16 protein-coding genes are annotated in these 17,937 nt (G+C 70.1%); 6 read left to right on the plus strand and 10 right to left on the minus strand.

What is annotated here, in order from left to right; all coding sequences use genetic code 11:
• Positions 1–40: 40 nt before the first annotated feature.
• Complete coding sequence (locus tag FFS56_RS11620) at positions 41–1,690, minus strand: thiamine pyrophosphate-binding protein (protein WP_046748857.1); 1,650 nt, start codon at positions 1,688–1,690, stop codon at positions 41–43.
• A 163-nt stretch (positions 1,691–1,853) separates the two neighbouring features.
• Here FFS56_RS11620 and FFS56_RS11625 point away from each other — a divergent pair, with 163 nt between their 5' ends.
• Positions 1,854–2,363, plus strand: a complete 510-nt coding sequence (locus FFS56_RS11625; RefSeq protein ID WP_046748858.1) for a phosphoribosyltransferase — start codon at positions 1,854–1,856, stop codon at positions 2,361–2,363.
• Between the two features lie 43 nt (positions 2,364–2,406).
• On the opposite strand, the gene FFS56_RS11630 is transcribed toward FFS56_RS11625, so the two are convergent.
• The 8 genes from FFS56_RS11630 to FFS56_RS11665 form a co-directional block, all read right to left on the minus strand.
• Positions 2,407–3,930, minus strand: coding sequence for an ATP-dependent DNA ligase (locus FFS56_RS11630; RefSeq protein WP_127011911.1), 1,524 nt, complete (start codon positions 3,928–3,930; stop codon positions 2,407–2,409).
• Positions 3,931–3,995: 65 nt separating this feature from the next.
• A complete protein-coding gene (locus tag FFS56_RS11635; protein ID WP_046748860.1) occupies positions 3,996–4,766 on the minus strand; it encodes an enoyl-CoA hydratase/isomerase family protein in 771 nt (256 codons plus the stop codon).
• Between the two features lie 13 nt (positions 4,767–4,779).
• Positions 4,780–5,943, minus strand: a complete 1,164-nt coding sequence (gene paaE, locus FFS56_RS11640; RefSeq protein ID WP_113680093.1) for a 1,2-phenylacetyl-CoA epoxidase subunit PaaE — start codon at positions 5,941–5,943, stop codon at positions 4,780–4,782.
• A 1-nt stretch (position 5,944) separates the two neighbouring features.
• On the minus strand, positions 5,945–6,439 hold the full coding sequence (gene paaD / locus FFS56_RS11645) for a 1,2-phenylacetyl-CoA epoxidase subunit PaaD (RefSeq protein WP_046748862.1): 495 nt from the start codon (positions 6,437–6,439) through the stop codon (positions 5,945–5,947).
• The gene (paaC, locus tag FFS56_RS11650) at positions 6,433–7,299 is read right to left on the minus strand and encodes a 1,2-phenylacetyl-CoA epoxidase subunit PaaC (protein ID WP_127011912.1); all 867 of its coding nucleotides are present in this window, start codon (positions 7,297–7,299) and stop codon (positions 6,433–6,435) included. Before paaC ends, paaD begins: the two co-directional genes overlap by 7 nt.
• Positions 7,296–7,601: a 1,2-phenylacetyl-CoA epoxidase subunit PaaB gene (gene paaB / locus FFS56_RS11655; RefSeq protein WP_017828375.1), complete on the minus strand. Its 306-nt coding sequence runs from the start codon at positions 7,599–7,601 to the stop codon at positions 7,296–7,298. Before paaB ends, paaC begins: the two co-directional genes overlap by 4 nt.
• Positions 7,601–8,575, minus strand: a complete 975-nt coding sequence (gene paaA, locus FFS56_RS11660) for a 1,2-phenylacetyl-CoA epoxidase subunit PaaA (protein ID WP_046749059.1) — start codon at positions 8,573–8,575, stop codon at positions 7,601–7,603. The genes paaB and paaA overlap by 1 nt, the downstream gene beginning before the upstream one ends.
• Before the next feature lie 87 nt (positions 8,576–8,662).
• Positions 8,663–9,082, minus strand: coding sequence for a hypothetical protein (locus tag FFS56_RS11665; protein ID WP_046748864.1), 420 nt, complete (start codon positions 9,080–9,082; stop codon positions 8,663–8,665).
• A 118-nt stretch (positions 9,083–9,200) separates the two neighbouring features.
• Here FFS56_RS11665 and FFS56_RS11670 point away from each other — a divergent pair, with 118 nt between their 5' ends.
• Complete coding sequence (locus FFS56_RS11670) at positions 9,201–11,354, plus strand: DEAD/DEAH box helicase (RefSeq protein ID WP_127011913.1); 2,154 nt, start codon at positions 9,201–9,203, stop codon at positions 11,352–11,354.
• A gap of 37 nt (positions 11,355–11,391) precedes the next feature.
• Here FFS56_RS11670 and FFS56_RS11675 read toward each other — a convergent pair whose 3' ends face one another.
• A complete protein-coding gene (locus FFS56_RS11675) occupies positions 11,392–12,231 on the minus strand; it encodes an IclR family transcriptional regulator (RefSeq protein ID WP_227751373.1) in 840 nt (279 codons plus the stop codon).
• 88 nt (positions 12,232–12,319) lie between these two features.
• Between FFS56_RS11675 and dhaK the strand changes: the two genes are divergently transcribed.
• From dhaK to FFS56_RS11695, 4 genes are all read left to right on the plus strand, one after another.
• The gene (dhaK, locus tag FFS56_RS11680; protein WP_058632482.1) at positions 12,320–13,312 is read left to right on the plus strand and encodes a dihydroxyacetone kinase subunit DhaK; all 993 of its coding nucleotides are present in this window, start codon (positions 12,320–12,322) and stop codon (positions 13,310–13,312) included.
• Positions 13,312–13,956, plus strand: a complete 645-nt coding sequence (gene dhaL, locus FFS56_RS11685; RefSeq protein ID WP_127011914.1) for a dihydroxyacetone kinase subunit DhaL — start codon at positions 13,312–13,314, stop codon at positions 13,954–13,956. The genes dhaK and dhaL overlap by 1 nt, the downstream gene beginning before the upstream one ends.
• Positions 13,953–16,460, plus strand: a complete 2,508-nt coding sequence (gene ptsP, locus FFS56_RS11690; RefSeq protein WP_127011915.1) for a phosphoenolpyruvate--protein phosphotransferase — start codon at positions 13,953–13,955, stop codon at positions 16,458–16,460. The genes dhaL and ptsP overlap by 4 nt, the downstream gene beginning before the upstream one ends.
• 155 nt (positions 16,461–16,615) lie before the next feature.
• A complete protein-coding gene (locus FFS56_RS11695) occupies positions 16,616–17,902 on the plus strand; it encodes a sensor domain-containing protein (protein ID WP_127011916.1) in 1,287 nt (428 codons plus the stop codon).
• Positions 17,903–17,937 lie beyond the last annotated feature (35 nt).

Raw genomic sequence — 17,937 nt, forward strand, 5'->3', positions numbered from 1 at the left:
GTCGTGCCGACCCCCTCGCGTTGCCGACTGTCCCGCGGCGTCAGGAGTTCACGCGGATGATCTCCTGCTGGTACGGCGCGATCACATCGCCCGAGACGCGCAGATCGAGAAGCAGGAAGGGCCGTGAGGACGGGTCCTCCTCGACCCAGTTGGCGAGACGGTCGAGATCGGAGAGCGTGCGCACCACGACGCCCTCTGCGCCGACGGCCGCACCGAACGCGGCGAAATCGACCTCGGGGATGCGCATCGGTCCTTCCGCCAGTCCCTTGAGACCGTAGAGGTTGACCTCGGCTCCGTAGGCCGCGTCGTTCCAGACCACCGCCATGCCGCGTCCTCCAGCCGCCCGGACGGCCGACTCCAGATCAGCGATGGCCATCAGCCCGCCGCCGTCGCCGGAGGTGAGTACCACGGTGGACTCGCGGCGCGCGAGAGCGGCCCCGACCACGCTCGGCCAACCGAGCCCGATCGACTGGAACGCGGTGCCGACCATCATCATGCGGTCGGGGGCGGCGACCGGCCAGTACATGTTCGCCCACCCGATGAAGTGCCCGCCGTCCGACACCACGACGCGGTCTTCCGGCAGCAGCTCGGCGATGCGACGAGCGGCGGAGCGCGGGTCGAGACGCCCGTCGGGGGCGAGGTCGTCGCCGCGGTCGTAGGTGCGTGCGGCCGCCACGTCCACGCTCTCGCGCCAGGAGTGCGCCGAGCCGGCGTCTCCGATCCGCGCCACGAGCTCTTCCGCGGCGAGACGGGCGTCCGCACGGACGAAGCCTCCGACGTGGGCGTGCGTCGCCGCCGCCGCGATGTCGATCTGGAAGACCCGGGTCCCCGGCGCGAACAGGTCGCCGAAACGCATCGTGAACTGGTTCAAGCCCGCTCCGAAGACGACGGCGACGTCTGCAGATCGCACGAGCTCCATCGCTCCGTCGGCCCCGAAGCCACCGGTCACGCCGAGGTCGTACCTGGTGTCGGGGAACACTCCGCGGCCCAAAGCGGAAGAGGCGGTGAGAGCGCCGGTGGCCGCGGCCAGCTCTCCCAGCGCGGTGCTCGCACCGGACAGCCACGCCCCGCGACCGGCGAGCAGGAACGGGCGCTCTGCCCCGGCCAGGGCGGTGGCGATCTCGTCGAGCATCGCATCGGCGAATTCGCCGCGAGGGGCGAGCGGGGCCGGGATCCGGGGTGAGGGAGCATCCGGCACCTCACCGGCTTCGAGCGCTGCGACGTCATAGGGGATCGCGAGGACGACGGGCACCCGGTACGTGAGGGCGTGCTCGATCGCGATGACCGTGGTGGCGGCGGCATCGGCCCGTCCGACCGTATAGGTGCGGGCGCCGACCGCCGAGGCGAGGGCGATCTGATCGACGTCCCACGGGCGGGGGCCGGACGTGGGCTCATCGCCGACGACCAGCACCAGAGGCACCCGCGCCTGCACGGCCTCGGCGAGGGCGGTCAGCGTGTTCGTGAAGCCGGCTCCGTACGTCGAGGTGCCTGCGGCGATGCGACCCGAGGTGCGGAAGTGGGCGTCGGCTGCGACCACAGCACCCTGCTCGTGACGGACGGCGGTGAACACCGCATCCGTCTGCGTCTCGATCGCGTCGAGGAAGTAGGCGTTGCCGTTGCCCATCACCCCGAAGACGGCATCGATGTGCTGGGCGAGGGTGAGGGCGACATGGGCGGACACGGAGGGCATGGGAAAGCCTTTCGAGACAGGGACGGAGGAACTGCGGGATCCGTATGTGTCTCGCCTCCGCGTCTTCGCGAAGTGCTTCGTGCCTCTTTTTCAGGCACCGGCCTGGCCGGACCAGCTCAGTCTATCGGCGAGCGAACCCGCAGAGATGCGGGAGAATGCAGGAATGACTGATGCGGAGATCGAGCGCGAGACACTCACCTGGGACGGCTTCGGGGAGGCGACGCGCGATCTGGCACGAAGCATCCTGGACAGCGGCTTCATGCCGGAGGTCGTCGTCGCCATCGCCCGGGGCGGCCTGCTCCCGGCAGGGGCGATCGCCTACGGGCTGGGCGCGAAGAACTGCGGCGCCATCAATGTCGAGTTCTACACCGGCATCGGCACGGTGCTCGACGCGCCCGAGGTGCTGCCTCCCGAGCTCGACATGGCGTACCTCGATGGCCGCCGCGTGCTGCTGGTCGACGACGTCGCCGACTCCGGACGCACGCTCGCCCTGGCCGTGCAGCTACTGAAGGACAAGGGCGCCGATGTGCGGTCGGTCACGATCTACACCAAGCCCTCCACGATCATCCAGCCCGACTTCGCATGGAAGGACACCGACCTCTGGATCAACTTCCCGTGGTCGTTCCGCGGCACCGTGCGGGAAGAGGACCTGGGACTCGCCCCGTCGGCCTGAATGCCGTCGGCCTGGACGCCGTCCGCCTGACTCGCGTGGTTCGTCAGCCGCGCAGCAGGGAGCGCAGCGTCTGGATCGTGTCGGCTTCGGCCGGCGACTTGTCGGGCCGGTAGCCCTTCACCCGGGCGAAACGCAGCGCGACACCTCCCGGGTAACGCGGAGAGCGCTGCACGCCGTCGATGGCGATCTCGACCACGACATCGGGGCGCAGGAACACGGTCGACGCCGTGCGGTGGGTCTCATGCTCGGGGAACTCCTCGGTCTGCCAGCGCAGCAGCTCGTCGGTGAGGCCCTTGAAGGTCTTGCCCACCATGACGAATTCCCCGGCGTCGCCGAACTCGCCGTCGGGGTCGCGCGCACCCAGGTGCAGGTTCGACAGCCATCCCCGGCGGCGGCCCGAACCCCACTCCGCGCCGAGCACGACGAGATCGAAGGTCAGCACGGGCTTGACCTTGACCCAGGACTTGCCCCGACGGCCGGCGGCGTAGGGGGCGTCGAGACCCTTGACCACCACGCCTTCATGGCCGGCGGCGAGGGCTTCGTGCGACAGCTGCTCCGCGGCATCCGGGTCGTCGGTCACGATGCCGGGCATCCGCCACTCGCCGGCCACGCGCTCGAGCTCGGCGAGGCGGATCGAGAGCGGCTCGTCGATCAGGTCGCGTCCGTCCACGTGCAGCACGTCGAAGAACCATGGCCGCAGCACCAGTTCGCGGGAGGCATCGGCACCGAACCTCGACATCGTCTCCTGGAAGGGCCTGGGCCCACCGTCTTCATCGAGCGACAGCGTCTCGCCGTCGAGGATCACATCGTCCACGGGGAGAGCGCGCACGATCTCGACGAGTTCCGGTACGCGGTGGGTGATGTCGGCCAGGCTCCGCGTGTAGACGCCGACGTCGTCGCCGTGACGGTGCACCTGGATGCGAGCACCGTCGAGCTTGTACTCCACCGACGCCGTGCCGGTGATCTCGAGTGCAGCCGATGGCGTCGCCGCGGTGGAGGCGAGCATGGGAAGGACAGGGCGACCGACTTCGAGGCCGACCGCGTCCAGCGCGTCTGCGTCTTCGGTGAGGGCGACACGAGCGGTCTCGCCGAGATCGCCGGAGAGCATGGCGGCGCGGCGGACGAGGGAGAGCGGCCGGTCGGACGCTTTCGCGACCGCGTCGAGAAGGACGCCGGACAATGCCCCGGTGCGAAGCTCGCCGAGCATGGCGCGGACGAGGAAGTCCCATTCGGCGGCCGTCGCTCGCGAGCCGAGCTCGCCGAGGATCCCGGTGCGGGCTGCCGCGGAGCCTGATCCGGAGGCGGCGGCGAGGGCGGTGAGTGAGGCATCGACGTCGCTCACCGTGAGGGTGGGATCTTCCGCATGCGTGATCTCGATGGCGGCGAGTCCCCGCCAACCGACGCCGAGCCGTCCCTGGCGCGGAGCGGCCAGCAGGAGCCCCATGACGGCTGGGAGCTCGTCCGCTGCGGAACGCGCCAGCAGCCGTGCGAGGGCATCGATCTTCGTGAGGCGGGACGCCGTGGCGGAGACCTCTTCTGCCGTGGAGACGACCTCGGAGAGCATCATCTCCGTATTGTCGCATCGGCCTCCGACGCTGGAGACGACGCTGCCGAGAAGCGGGAACCCGGGCGTCAGCGCCCGCGGAACTCGGGCCTGCGCTTCTCCTGGAACGCCGCGAAGCCCTCGCGATAGTCGTCGGTGTCGCAGAGCGCGGCCTGTGCGGCGTTCTCGATCCCGACCGCATCCCACAGGGCGAGTCGCTCGTCGCGGATGCGGGCGATGAGCTCCTTGCTCGCGAGGAACGCCGCCGTCGCACCGCGAGCGGCGGCGGCGGCCGCATCGGTCGTGGCCTGCACCACCTCATCATCGGGGAACACGCGGGAGAACAGACCGGACGCCACGGCCTCTGTACCGCTCATCAGGCGTCCCGTGTAGATGAGGTCCAGCGTCTTGTGCGCGCCGAGCCGATCGAGGAAGAGCGCGTGTCCGCCGGAGTCCAGCGTCGCACCGAGGGAGGCGAACGGGGAGCCGATCTTCGCCGATTCCGCCACGTAGACCACGTCGGTCGCGATCAGCAGGCCGAGGCCCACGCCGAGGCAGGCGCCGTGGGCGACAGCGAACGTCGGCGCGGGGAACCGCGACATGCGCTGCAGCAGAGGGGTCACCAGACCGCCGAGATAGCCGAGCACATCGTCGTCCCGTGGGTTGACGCCGGAGATGTCACGCCCCGCGCAGAACGCGCGCCCCTCGCCACGGAGCACGAGTGCTCTCACTCCCGCAGCCTCGGCCTCGACATAGGCGGCATCCAGTTCGGCGAGTGCCCTCTCGTCGAGAGCGTTCAGCTTCGATGGCGCGTCCAGCACGATCGTGGCCACGTCGTCGGCGATGGTGAGGTCGAGCATGGGCGCTCCTCGGTCAGACGTCGTAGTCGACGACCACGCGGTCGCTGGTGGGGTGGGACTGGCAGGTGAGTACGAAGCCGCGCTCGAGCTCGTCGGGCTCCAGGGCGTAGTTCTCGGTCATCGTCACGCTGCCCTCGATCACGCGTGCGCGGCAGGTGCCGCAGACTCCGCCGGCACAGGCGAACGGAGCGTCGGGCCGTACGCGCAGTGCCGCATTGAGCACCGACTCCCTGGCGTCGACGGGGCTCTCCACGGTCGACGAGACGCCGTCGAGAGTGACCTCGATACGCACCGTCTTCTCGCCGGCACGCACCTGCACCGGCCGTGCCGCGCGCACGGGTTCATCACCCGTCGTGAACAGCTCGAAGCGGATGTGGGAGCGGTCGACACCGTGGTCGGCCAGCACCTCGCGACACAGGTCGACGAGAGCGAGAGGGCCGCACAGGAACCATTCGTCGACGGTCGACGGGGGGATGAGGGTCGCCAGGATCGTGCGGAGCTTCTCCTCGTCGATGCGCCCGGAGAGGACGGGAGCGGCCCGCTGTTCACGGGACAGCACATGGTGCAGCACGAGTCGGGTGGGGTAGCGGTCCTTGAGGTCGGCGAGATCTTCCAGGAACATCACGTCGAGCGTGGCGCGGTTCGTGTACAGCAGGGTGAATCGCGACGTGTCCGACCGGGTGAGCACAGTGTGCGCGAGGGCCATCAGTGGCGTGATGCCGGAGCCGGCCGCGATCCCCACCACGTGTCGGTCGTCGAGGTCGGGCAGAGCGGAGGTGAAGGTGCCCTGCGGGCTCATCACGTCGATCTCGAAGCCGGCGTGGAGACCGGTCTGCGCCCACGTGGAGAAGAGACCTCCCTCGTCCCGCTTCACGGCGACGCTCAAGCGCGTGTCCTGACCGTCGCCGCGGTGTTCCGGGGCGCGGCACAGCGAGTAGGAACGCCGGACTTCGACGCCGTCGAGTGTCGTGCGCAGCGCGACGTACTGACCGGGCAGGTGGTCGTACTCGTCGGCGAGGGCGGCGGGAACCGTGAAGGTCACCTCGACAGCGTCGTCGGTGAGCGGGCGCACGTCTTCGACCGTGAGGGTGTGGAACCGGGCGCGCTTGCGGGGTGCGGTCTCGCGGGGCGTCGTCGCCTGCGGGATGGGCGCTGGCGCGGAGGTGAAGAGCGACATGTCAGTGCACCTTGAAGTGGTCGAAGGGTTCGAGGCAGGCGCGGCACTCGAACAGGGCTTTGCATGACGTGGAGCCGAAGTGGGAGACCTCGCGCGTGTCGAGCGACCCGCAGCGGGGGCAGCGCACGCTCAACGCCAGGCGGATGGGGCCGGTCGACACGGCGGCGCGGCCCGAGGGCGGTGCGATGCCGTACTCGGCGAGCTTGCTCTTGCCCGCCTGTGTCATCCAGTCGGTCGTCCAGGCGGGGGAGAGGACCAGGCGCACGAACACCTCGTCGAAGCCGGCGGCGGTGAGAGCCAGGACCACATCGTCGCGGATCGTGTCCATCGCGGGGCAGCCGCTGTAGGTCGGGGTGATGTCGACATGCACCGCGGTGCCGTCGACCTCCACCGCGCGGAGCACACCGAGGTCCTCGATCGTGAGCACAGGAACCTCGGGGTCGGGCACGGAGGCAGCGATCCGCCACGCGGCCTGCGTCGGCGTGAGAGTCACCATGTCGCCCCCGGATGTCTGCGGGCGAGCACCTGCATCTCGGCGAGGATGTGGCCGAGCGGGGTCGCGTGCGCACCGGTGCGCCCGCCGGCTGACGACGACATCACGGCGGGCACCGAGAGCTCCGCTTCCGCGAACACCGTCTCGACCACGCCGTCGAAAGCAGGCCGCAGCGTCGACGGCACCACGGCCGCGTCGCCGAGCCGCGCGATCAGATCGTCGTCGCGGAACAGCTCATCGACGTACGGCCACACGTCGCCGAGTGCGCGGATGATCCTGGCGCGCGACTCCTCCGTGCCTCCGGCGAGACGCAGGATCCACTGCACGGCGTGGTCGCGGTGGTAGTCGACCTCCTTGAGCGACTTCTCCGCGATCGCGGCGAACGTCTCGTCGCTGCTGCCGCGCAGGGCCGAGTACAGCTCGAACATGTACGTGGCCACCACGAACTGGCGAGCGATGGTCTGGGCGAAGTCGCCGTTGGGCTGCTGCACGATCCATGCACAGCGGAAATCGGGTTCGTCGCGGAAGAAGGCCAGATCATCTTCGCTGCGCCCGTCGAAGGACCCGGCGTAGTGGAGGAACGAGCGCGCATGACCGAGCAGGTCGAGGGCGATGTTGCCCAGGGCCACGTCTTCCTCGAGCTCGGGAGCGCGGGATATCCACGCGCCCAGCTGCTGCGAGAGGATCAGCGCGTCGTCGCCGAGACGAAGTGCGTACTCCGCCACGTCGGCCGATGCGGCGACCGCGCCGGTGCCGGACAGCTCCTGCGCCAGGTCGAGTTCGTCGACCGAGACGTTCCCGTGCACGTCGATGTCCTCGTGCACCGTCTCCTCGTGTGCCGTCTCCTCGTGTGCCGTGCTCACAGGTGCGGCACTCCCTCTGAGGCGGTGTAGTACACGGCGTGGCGGTAGTTCTTGCCGGCGGGACTCTCGAAGTAGGCGCCCTTGGCGTCGGGGTCGCTCGTGGTGATCGCGTCTGCGGGGGCGACCCAGATCGAGACGCCCTCTCCACGACGCGTGTACAGGTCGCGCGCATTGCGGATCGCCATCTCGGCGTCCGGAGCGTGCAGCGAGCCGACGTGCACGTGGCTCAGTCCGCGGTTCGCTCGGACGAAGACCTCCCACAGCGGCCAGGGCTCGCGCTCGTCGGCGCCGGGCGTCGCCATCACGCCACCGCCTTCGTCTTCGGCGACTGCTTGCGCGCGTACTCGGCCGCGGCCTCGCGCACCCAGGCGCCCTCTTCATGAGCCGTCCGGCGGCGTTCGAGGCGTTCGGCGTTGCAGGGCCCGTTGCCGCGCACCACCTCGAAGAACTCGTCCCAGTCGATCTCGCCGATCACGTACTGCCCGCTCTCCTCGTCGAAGTGCAGGTCGGGGTCGGGCAGCGTGACGCCGAGGATCTCGGCCTGGGGCACGAGCATGCCGACGAAGCGCTGGCGCAGCTCATCGTTGGAGAACCGTTTGATCTTCCACTTCATCGACTGCGCCGAGTTGGGGGACTGGTCATCGGGCGGCCCGAACATGGCGAGGCTCGGCCAGTACCAGCGGTTCACCGCATCCTGAGCCATCGCGCGCTGCTCCTCGGTGCCCTGCATCAGGGTGAGCAGGATCTCGAAGCCCTGACGCTGGTGGAACGACTCCTCCTTGCAGACGCGCACCATGGCGCGGCCGTAGGGGCCGTAGGACGCCCGGCACAGCGGCACCTGGTTGCAGATCGCGGCGCCGTCGACGAGCCAGCCGATCGCGCCCATGTCCGCCCAGGTCGGGGTGGGGTAGTTGAAGATCGACGAGTACTTGGCCTTGCCGCTGATGAGCTGGTCCATCATCTCGTCGCGCGTGGTGCCGAGGGTCTGGGCGGCGGAGTACAGGTAGAGGCCGTGACCGGCCTCGTCCTGCACCTTGGCCATCAGGATCGCCTTGCGCTTGAGGCTCGGCGCGCGCGTGATCCAGTTGCCCTCCGGCTGCATGCCGATGATCTCGGAGTGCGCGTGCTGCGAGATCTGCCGCACCAGTGTCTTGCGATAGGCGTCGGGCATCCAGTCGCGGGGTTCGATGCGCTGCTCGTTGGCGATGAGCTCGTCGAACAGGCGCTCCTCATCGGAGATCTCGCCCACCAGGGACAGGTCTGCAGGACTGGTCATCATCGACTCCTCGGCATCGGGCCATCTTTACTGACCGATCGTTTGGTAATTCTGACACAGTGGACTGCCGGATTCAAGACGGCGGGGTCAGCGCGAACGGGAGATCAGATCGAGGAGGGCGCGGCCGTACGCCTCCGAGGGGTCGGGGTGCTCGAAAGCGAGCAGCTCGCCCCCGACCTCGATCTCGACGCGGAAGGAGTCCTCGAGGCGCGCCAGCGAACGGAACGTGCCGCGGAGCAGATCGCGAAGCTGGTCCTCCCGCGGCAGCCATACGGCGTCCGCGAGCGTCACCGCGTCGAGCGCCCACTCCGTCGTGCCGTTGAACGCCAGATCGGTGCCGCTCGGCGTCTGACGGGCCTCGATCGTCATCTCACTCACGGTGAAAACGTCGGCCTCCGCTTCGAGTTCCACGTCGTCGGGGAGATCGAGCTGGAAGCGGTCGCCATCGGCCGGATGCCAGATCAGTCCGGTGTCCCGCAGGGCGACGGCGAGCTCGCGTGTGATCATCCCCTCACGCTAGACGACGGCACTCGCCCGGGGCCCGGCGAACCTGTGGAACGCGACCACGGGTGTCGGAGGTGTGGGAGGTGTCGGAGGTGTCGGAGGTGTGGGGCAGAGTGGGGGGATGACCGCCGACGCCGCTGCAGCATCCCCCGAGGCCGCCGACCTCCGCGAGTCCGCCCGTGTCGCGCTGCGCGAACTCGTCGGACGCCCGGATGCCGATTTCCACGACGGACAGTACGACGCGATCGAGGCGCTCGTCGAAGGACGCCGCCGCGCGCTCGTGGTGCAGCGCACCGGGTGGGGCAAGTCCGCTGTCTACTTCGTCGCCACGCTCCTGCTGCGTCGGCAGGGGGCGGGCCCGACCGTGCTGGTGTCTCCGCTGCTCGCCCTCATGCGCGACCAGATCGCCGCCGCCGAACGTGCGGGGGTGCGGGCTGTGGCGATCAACTCCACCAATGCGCACGAGTGGTCGGATGTGCTCGCGCAGCTCGATCGCGATGAGGTCGATGTGCTGCTGGTCTCTCCCGAGAGGCTCAACAACCCCGCCTTCCGTGAGCAGCAGTTGCCGGCGCTCGTCCGGCGCATCGGGATGCTGGTGGTCGATGAGGCGCACTGCATCAGCGACTGGGGGCACGACTTCCGTCCCGACTACCGCCGCCTGCGCGACCTGATCGCCCAGATGCCGCCTGACCTGCCGGTGCTCGCGACCACGGCGACCGCCAACAGCCGTGTCGTGGCCGACGTGGCCGAGCAGCTCGGCAGCCTCCGAGCGGACGACGGGACGGCCGCCGACGCCGATGCGGTTCCGGTGCTCACGATCCGCGGGCCGCTCGCCCGGACGTCGCTGCGACTGGGAGTGCTGCGCCTGCGCGATTCGGCGAGTCGCCTCGCCTGGCTGCTGAGCCACCTCGACGACCTTCCCGGTTCCGGCATCATCTACACGTTGACGGTCGCGGCCGCCGTCGACACCGCACGCCTGCTGCGTGAGCACGGCCACGACGTGCGTGCCTACACCGGGCAGACCGACCCCGACGAGCGCGCCGAGTCCGAGGGGATGCTCAAGCGCAACGAGGTCAAGGCTCTCGTCGCCACGAGCGCGCTGGGCATGGGGTTCGACAAGCCCGATCTGGGTTTCGTGCTGCACCTGGGCGCGCCGTCTTCCCCCGTGGCCTACTACCAGCAGGTGGGTCGTGCCGGACGTGCCAGCGAGAGCGCGGACGTGCTGCTGCTCCCCGGCGTCGAGGACCGTGACATCTGGCACTACTTCGCGACAGCTTCGATGCCCGATCGTGAACGAGCCGAGCGGGTGATCGGGGCCCTCGGCGACGTTCCGATCTCGACGCCGGCGCTCGAGGCGATGGTCGACATCCGCCGCACGCCGCTCGAGTTGCTGTTGAAGGTGCTCGACGTCGACGGGGCGGTCCGGCGCGTGCAGGGAGGGTGGGTCGCGACCGGTGCACCCTGGAGCTACGACGCCGAGCGGTATGAGCGCATCGCCGCCGAGCGTGTGGCCGAGCAGCAGCACATGATCGAGTACGAGCAGACCGATGGGTGCCGCATGGAGTTCCTGCAGCGCGCGCTCGACGACGACACGGCCGCTCCGTGCGGGAGGTGCGACAACTGCGCGGGGGAGTGGTTCCCGCGGGAGATCGGTGCCTCCGCGAGCTCGCAGGCCGTGGAATCGCTCGACCGCGTCGGAGTGCCGATCGAGCCTCGTCGTGCCTGGCCGACCGGTGCGGACCGGCTGGACGTGCCGGTCAAGGGGCGCATCCCGGCAGAGGAGCAGGCGAGTGAGGGGCGTGCACTCGCGCGTCTCACCGATCTGGGCTGGGGCGGGGCGCTGCGCGAGCTGTTCGCGGCCGGGGCGCCCGATGCCGCGGTGACACCGCAGCTGCTGCAGGCGTGCGTCCGCGTGCTCGCAGGTTGGGGGTGGGAGGAGCGCCCCGTGGCGGTGGTCGCGATGCCCTCGCGCTCGCACCCGCTGCTGGTCGACTCGCTCGCGCGCGGACTCGCCGATGTCGGGCGCCTGCCGTATCTCGGGGCGCTCGAACTCGTGGGAGGAGGGCCTTCCGGCGGGCCGGGTGGGAACAGCGTCTTCCGCCTGGCGGGACTCTGGGAGCGCTTCAGCGCTCGGCATCTGGATGTGCCGACCGGACCGGTGCTGCTCGTCGACGACCTCGTCGACAGCCGGTGGACGATGACCGTCGCGGCGCGTGAGCTCCGTCGTGCCGGGGCGACGGGCGTGCTGCCCTTCGCGCTGGCGCTGCGCGGCTGACAGCCGACCGTCGGGGTGGCGCTGCGTGGGACAGGTGTCAGTCGTCGGCGGGCGCGATGCGCGGGGGCCAGGCGGTGGCGCCGAGTTCGCGTGAGATGTTGCGTGCCGTCTCCCGCAGTGCGTTGAGGATCGCATCCGACGCCGGCGCTTGCGAGGTGGGCAACACGACGGCGACCGCGGCGACGATGTCGTTCGACGCGTCAGCGACGGGGGCGGCGATCGAGGACTCGCCGAGGACGGCCTCGTCGAACTCCCCGGCCATGCCGCGTTCGGCGATCGACGGCAACTCCAGCGTCAGGCGCGCCACGTCGGTGACGGTGTCGCCGGTGAGGCTGCGCAGCGGCTGTTCGAAGACGCTCTGCTGGAACCCGAGGTCGTAGGCGAGGAGCACTTTGCCCATCGCCGAGGCGTGGGCGGGGATGGCGACACCGGTCTCGAGCATCTGCTGGCTGTCATCGGGGCGCAGATTGTGGTGGATGACGAGCACATCGGTGAAGTGCGGAGCGCCCAGCCGTACGGACAGGTCGGTGCGGCGTGCGAGCTCCTGCGTCCACCGCATGGCTCTGGCGCGCACGTCGAGGGTGTCGAGGTAGACGTTGCTCAGGCGCAGCAGGGTGGGGCCGAGCATGTAGCGCTGGCCACCCCGCTCTTTCGCGACGAGCCCATGCGCGCGCAGCGACTTCACGATCCCGTGCACGGTCGACGGCGGCAGGCCGAGGGCTGCAGAGAGGTCGGTGATGCCGAGGTGGCGTGCTCCCTGGAGCAGTTCGAGGATCTTCGCCGCGCGGTCGATCGCCTGGATCACGGGGAGGGCCTCCTTCCGGTGCGTCGTCGAGCCGGTGTCGATGGAGCCGGGCTTCACGATTGATCTTGACAACCCGGCAGGCTCCGAGCATATTCGACATTAACGAATTGCTTTCGGATTTCTGCGAAAGAGTCCGCGAAAGATCAAAGGAGATCGAACGATGAAGAAGCTCATCAACGCCCCGGAAGACGTTCTCGTCGAGTCGCTGAGAGGCGTCGCGCTCGCTCACCCCGAGCTCTCCGTCGACCTGGAGAACCATGTCATCACGCGCGCCACGCCCAAGGCGCAGGGCAAGGTCGCGATCGTCTCCGGCGGAGGCTCCGGCCATGAGCCGTTGCACGGCGGTTTCGTCGGCACCGGGATGCTGGACGCCGCTGTCGCCGGAGAGATCTTCACCTCACCCACCCCCGACCGCGTGCAGGTCGCGACCAAGGCCGTCGATCGCGGAGCGGGTGTGCTCCACATCGTGAAGAACTACACCGGTGACGTGCTGAACTTCGAGATGGCCGCCGAGCTCGCCGCCATGGACGGCATCGAGGTGGGCAGCATCACGGTGGACGACGACGTCGCGGTGCAGGACTCCCTGTATACCGCAGGACGCCGCGGGGTGGGCCTCACCGTGCTGCTCGAGAAGATCCTCGGTGCGGCAGCGGAGGAGGGGCGCGACCTCCCGGCCGTGGTCGAGCTGGCGAAGAAGGTGAACGGACAGGGCCGCTCGATGGGAATGGCCCTCACCAGCTGCACGGTGCCCGCAGCGGGCAAGCCCACCTTCGACCTTCCGGACGATCAGATGGAGATCGGCATAGGGATCCACGGGGAGCCGGGCCGGCATCGCGAACCCCTCGCCCCGGCCTCCGAGATCGCCCGGCAGCTCGTCGAGCCGATCCTGGCCGACATCGACGGCACCGGTCCTGCGATCGTGATGCTCAACGGCATGGGTGCGACCCCGCTGATCGAGCTGTACCTCATGTACGGCGAGGTCGCCGCGCTGCTGGAGAAGGCCGGAGTGCAGGTCGCCAGGAACCTCGTCGGCAACTACATCACCTCGCTCGACATGGCCGGGTGCTCGGTGACCCTGCTCAAAGCCGACGATGAGCTGCTGCGGCTGTGGGATGCCCCGGTGAACACCCCCGGTCTGCGATGGGGCGTCTGATGGCCGCGGTCGACACCACGCTCCTCGCCGACTGGATCGCACGCTTCGGCGCCGCCGTGACGGAGAAGCGCGACTGGCTCACCGAACTCGACTCGGCCATCGGCGACGCCGATCACGGGGCCAACATGGCTCGGGGCATGGGCGCTGTCGGCGAGAAGCTGTCCGCGGGCGCGCCGGCAACGGTGGACGAGCTCCTGAAGACGGTCGGCATGACGCTGGTGAGCTCGGTCGGCGGTGCCAGCGGGCCTCTGTACGGCACGTTCTTCCTCCGCATGGGCATGGCCGCGGGTGCCGTGTCCGATCTCGACGGCGACGCTCTCGCGGCCGCACTGCGGGCAGGACTCGACGGTATCGTCGCGCGCGGCAAGGCCGAGGCGGGGGACAAGACGATGTTCGACGCGATGGCGCCGGCGGTCGACGCGATGGATGCCGCGCTCGCCGCGGGCACCTCCGTCTCCGACGCCGCCAGAGCCGCTGCGGATGCCGCGGCGACAGGTCGGGACGCCACCCTCCCTCTCGTCGCCCGGAAGGGCAGGGCGAGCTACCTGGGCGAGCGCAGCGGCGGACACCTCGACCCCGGAGCGGCCTCGACGGCGATCCTCTTCGAGACGCTCGCCGAGACGATCGAGGACAGCGCCAGATGATCGGCATCGTCGCCGTCTCCCACAGTGCACGGCTCGGGGAGGCGGCGCTGGAGCTCGCCCTGCAGATGGTCCACGACGGCGAGGTGCGGGTGCGGGTCGCCGCCGGCGCCGGAGTCGACGCCGAGGGCGTACCGATCCTCGGTACGGACGCTGTCGCGGTGTCCGCCGCCATCGATGAGCTCGCCACGGAGTGCGACGGCGTCCTCGTGCTCATGGATCTGGGCTCAGCCGTGCTCAGCGCGGAACTCGCGGTGGAGCTGCGTTCGAGCGACGTGCCCGTCCGGCTCGCTCCCGCACCCTTCGTGGAGGGGCTTCTCGCCGCTGTCGTGTCCGCTGCGGCGGGCGGATCGCTCGACACCGTGGCGGCTGAGGCCTCGACGGCCCTGACGGCGAAGACCGGCGCCCTCGGTGTCGAGGAGGCGCACGAGGCGGAGACCTCCGATGCTCCGAAGGACGATGACGCGCAGGTGCGACGAGTGCGGGTCCGCAACCCGCAGGGGATCCATGCGCGCCCCGCGGCACTGATCGCGAAGGCGTCGTCCGGCGCGGATGTGCGCGTGCGCCGGCTTCCCGACGGCCCCGACGCGTCGGCGGCGAGCCTGACGCGGCTGCTCGTGCTCGGTGCGCGGCAGGGGGACGAGATCGAGCTGACCGCACGGGGCGATGCGGGAGAGGAGGCGCTGGATCGCCTGGTCGCTCTGTTCGATGACGGCTTCGGGGAGGGGACCGAGGAGACCGGACCCGATGGCGACGCGACTTCGACCGCGATCGCACCCGCACCCGGTCTGCCGACGCGCGCGGATGAACCGAACTCGCGTGAGCAGGAGGAGCCGACGCGAACCGTCGCGCCGGGCGCCGTGCTCCGCGGGCGCGGGGTGAGCTCCGGCCGGGCCGCCGCCCCCGTCGTGCATCTCGCACCGCCGCTTCCCGAACCCGATCCGGACGTGCTGGTGCCCCCCGCCGACCGCGATTCCGAGGTGTCAGCGATCGAGTGGGCCGCCGTCGCGGTCGCCGATCAGCTCCGCTCACGCACGGCGCAGGCGACGGGAGAGACCAAGGCCATCCTCGATGCCTCGCGCCTGCTGGCCTCCGACCCCGAGCTGGTGTCCGAGGCGACGGCTCTGGTCCTCTCCAAGGGGCGCACCGCCGCCCGTGCGGTCTGGGAGACCGCCGTCGTCCACGAGAAGGCCCTCGCCGCGCTGGGGGGTCGGATGGCCGAGCGCATCGCCGACATCCGCGATGTACGCGACCGGATCATCGCCGAGATCCTCGAAGTCGACATGCCGGGTGTCCCCGAGCGCGACGATCCCTTCGTGCTGGTGGCCGCCGACCTCGCTCCCGCTGACACCGCTCTGCTCGCCGGGGGCCGATGCGTCGCCCTCGTCACGGTTCAGGGCGGACCGACCTCGCACACGGCGATCATCGCGCGCTCCCTGGGGCTGCCGGCTGTCGTCGGTGTCGTCCACGCCCGGGCGATCCCGGTGGGGACGATGGTCCTCGTGGACGGCGACCGCGGCACGGTGGAGGTCGCCCCGGCGGAATCCCGCGTCGCCGAAGCGCGCGCCTCGGCGACCGCTGTCGACTTCGACGGCGTCGGAGCGCTCTCCGACGGGCAGCGCGTACCGCTGCTCGCCAACGTCGGAGGAGCGGCGGACGCGACGGTGGCGGCCGCGGCGCATGCGGAGGGCGTTGGACTCTTCCGCACGGAGTTCTGCTTCCTCGACCGCGCCGAGGCGCCGAGCATCGACGAACAGGTGACCGCCTATCGCGGCGTGCTGTCCGCCTTCCCTGGGCGCAAGGTCGTCGTGCGCACCCTCGACGCGGGGAGCGACAAGCCCCTTCCCTTCGCCAACTCCGACAGCGAGGACAACCCCGCGCTCGGCGTACGCGGGCTGCGGATCGCCCGACGCCGCCCGCAGCTGCTCGATGATCAGCTGGTCGCCCTCGCACGAGCGGCCGCGGCGGAAGCGGCGGAGGTCGAGGTGATGGCTCCGATGGTCGCGACGGTCGACGAGGCCAGGGACTTCGCCGAACGCTGTCGGTCCGCGGGGCTCGACAGGGTCGGCATCATGATCGAGACCCCGTCCGCCGCACTGCTCGCCGCGGAGCTGTTCGAGGTCGTCGACTTCGTGAGCCTCGGCACCAACGACCTCGCCCAGTACACGATGGCGGCGGATCGGCTGCTCAGCGATCTGGGCGACCTCAACGATCCGTGGCAGCCCGCAGTGCTGCGACTCATCGCCGCCGTCGGTGCCGCAGGTCGGGCTGCCGGAAAGTCGGTGGGCGTCTGCGGCGAAGCAGGCGGCGACCCCGCGCTCGCTCCGGTCCTGATCGGCCTCGGGGTGACGTCGCTGTCCATGGCGCCGCGATCGCTCGGTCGCGTGGCCGCGCGCCTGCAGGAGTTGTCCGGCGATGACTGCCGACGAGCCGCGGAGGCAGCAGTCGGTGCGAGCTCTGCGGATGCCGCGCGCGCAGCCGTCTCCTCGACTCTCGTCGAGGGGTGAACGAGACGGTCCTGCCACGTCGTATGCGCACCTCGGCATGCGTTTCGTTCCATTCTGATATCGACATGGTCCAGAAGCGTGAGGGCGATGGATCCGGCCCTAGGCTCATCAGCGAGGGGGCGTCGATCGTGGCGTCGCGAGCAATCGGAGGGTCCATGTCCACACGGTGGTCGTCACGAACTGTCCTGGGAATGCTCACGGCGGGGGCGATCATCGCCCTGTCGGGGTGCGTGCCCGCACCGCAAGCCACACCGAAGCCGACTCCGGCAACCGAGAGCCCTGCTCCGGCGCCGTACGACGGTCCGACGGTGTTCGTCGGAGACCAGCTCGACTGGTTCCTGCCGAGCGCCGACGAGATCGCCGGTCTCCTCCCCGACGTCGGCGACGTGGGGTCGCCGTCACCGTCGCTGATCCAGATCTCCGACGGAGGCGGCCCCGAGCTCTCGCCGGCGATCTGCAACCTCTTCCTCTACGAGCCTTCCCAGGCGTCGATCGGCGCGCGTTCGGTCACGTGGACCAGCTCCCTCCCCGATGGGCGGGACGGCTGGATGCATGTGCTCCAGTTCGCGGACGAGGCGACGGCGCAGGGGCTGATGGACCGGTACGTCGAGGTGGCGAAGCAGTGTGCGGACTTCACCTACGGCAGCGGCGCGTCGACGTTCGACTCGACCACGCTCGACTCCGGGGATGGGATCCGCGCCGTCACCGGAGCGTTGGTGCTCGACGACGGACTCGGCGGCGGACACCGGCTCTACCAGGGGTACGCGTCGGTCGGCAACGTCCTCGTGAACTTCTGGCAGCCGTTCACCGGCGACGCCGCCTTCGACGCTGAGCGGGCCGCCGCGTTCCTGAGCGACCAGGCGTCCGACGCTCGGTCGCAGCTGATCGAGGAGTTGACCGCGAACCCGCCGGCGCCCGCAGCGACGCCGCCTGCTGTCGACCCTGCTGCGGCGTGGAGCAGCTGGCAGGTGAGCGCTACCGGGATCGGGCCGATCGTCCTCGGCTCCGACCTCGACGAGGCCATCGCGGCCGTCCCGGGAGCGACGGTGATCAGGCCGGAGTGGGACGGAGGGCAGACGCGGATCGTCAGTCCGGACGGTTCGGCCTCTGTGCTGTTGTGGACCGACGCGGGCGACTCCGTCGTCGATGCCGCATCCATCGGTTCCGCGAACGTCGGGAACGAGCCCCAGGAGGATCCTGCCGCGTTGCCGACGGCAGGCGAGGTGCGGATCGGGGACACCGTCGGCGAGGCCGAGGATGCGTTCCCCGGGGGCACGGCGATCCGCATCGTCTCCTCCGGCGAGTACTTCTATCAGTGGACGACGCGCGAGGGGGCGGCGATCCGGTTCCGCGTCGATCGCGACGCCGGCGACCCGAGTGCCGTGATCACCGGCATCCTGACGGAGGATGCGACACTGCGCCGGCTTCCCGATTTCAGCTGAGGGGTTCGTCCACAGGCCGGGATCCCGGAGCAGAC

The organism is Microbacterium sp. Beta, assembly GCF_005502545.1.
GTDB classification, from domain to species: Bacteria; Actinomycetota; Actinomycetes; order Actinomycetales; family Microbacteriaceae; genus Microbacterium; species Microbacterium oxydans.

Excerpts from the sequence above, each read along its gene's own strand:
- FFS56_RS11620 (WP_046748857.1), bottom strand. The coding sequence starts at position 1,690 with ATGCCCTCCGTGTCCGCCCATGTCGCCCTCACCCTCGCCCAGCACATC.
- FFS56_RS11625 (WP_046748858.1), top strand. The coding sequence starts at position 1,854 with ATGACTGATGCGGAGATCGAGCGCGAGACACTCACCTGGGACGGCTTC.
- FFS56_RS11630 (WP_127011911.1), bottom strand. The coding sequence starts at position 3,930 with ATGATGCTCTCCGAGGTCGTCTCCACGGCAGAAGAGGTCTCCGCCACG.
- FFS56_RS11635 (WP_046748860.1), bottom strand. The coding sequence starts at position 4,766 with ATGCTCGACCTCACCATCGCCGACGACGTGGCCACGATCGTGCTGGAC.
- paaE (WP_113680093.1), bottom strand. The coding sequence starts at position 5,943 with ATGTCGCTCTTCACCTCCGCGCCAGCGCCCATCCCGCAGGCGACGACG.
- paaD (WP_046748862.1), bottom strand. The coding sequence starts at position 6,439 with ATGGTGACTCTCACGCCGACGCAGGCCGCGTGGCGGATCGCTGCCTCC.
- paaB (WP_017828375.1), bottom strand. The coding sequence starts at position 7,601 with ATGGCGACGCCCGGCGCCGACGAGCGCGAGCCCTGGCCGCTGTGGGAG.
- paaA (WP_046749059.1), bottom strand. The coding sequence starts at position 8,575 with ATGACCAGTCCTGCAGACCTGTCCCTGGTGGGCGAGATCTCCGATGAG.
- FFS56_RS11665 (WP_046748864.1), bottom strand. The coding sequence starts at position 9,082 with ATGATCACACGCGAGCTCGCCGTCGCCCTGCGGGACACCGGACTGATC.
- FFS56_RS11670 (WP_127011913.1), top strand. The coding sequence starts at position 9,201 with ATGACCGCCGACGCCGCTGCAGCATCCCCCGAGGCCGCCGACCTCCGC.
- dhaK (WP_058632482.1), top strand. The coding sequence starts at position 12,320 with ATGAAGAAGCTCATCAACGCCCCGGAAGACGTTCTCGTCGAGTCGCTG.
- dhaL (WP_127011914.1), top strand. The coding sequence starts at position 13,312 with ATGGCCGCGGTCGACACCACGCTCCTCGCCGACTGGATCGCACGCTTC.
- ptsP (WP_127011915.1), top strand. The coding sequence starts at position 13,953 with ATGATCGGCATCGTCGCCGTCTCCCACAGTGCACGGCTCGGGGAGGCG.
- FFS56_RS11695 (WP_127011916.1), top strand. The coding sequence starts at position 16,616 with ATGTCCACACGGTGGTCGTCACGAACTGTCCTGGGAATGCTCACGGCG.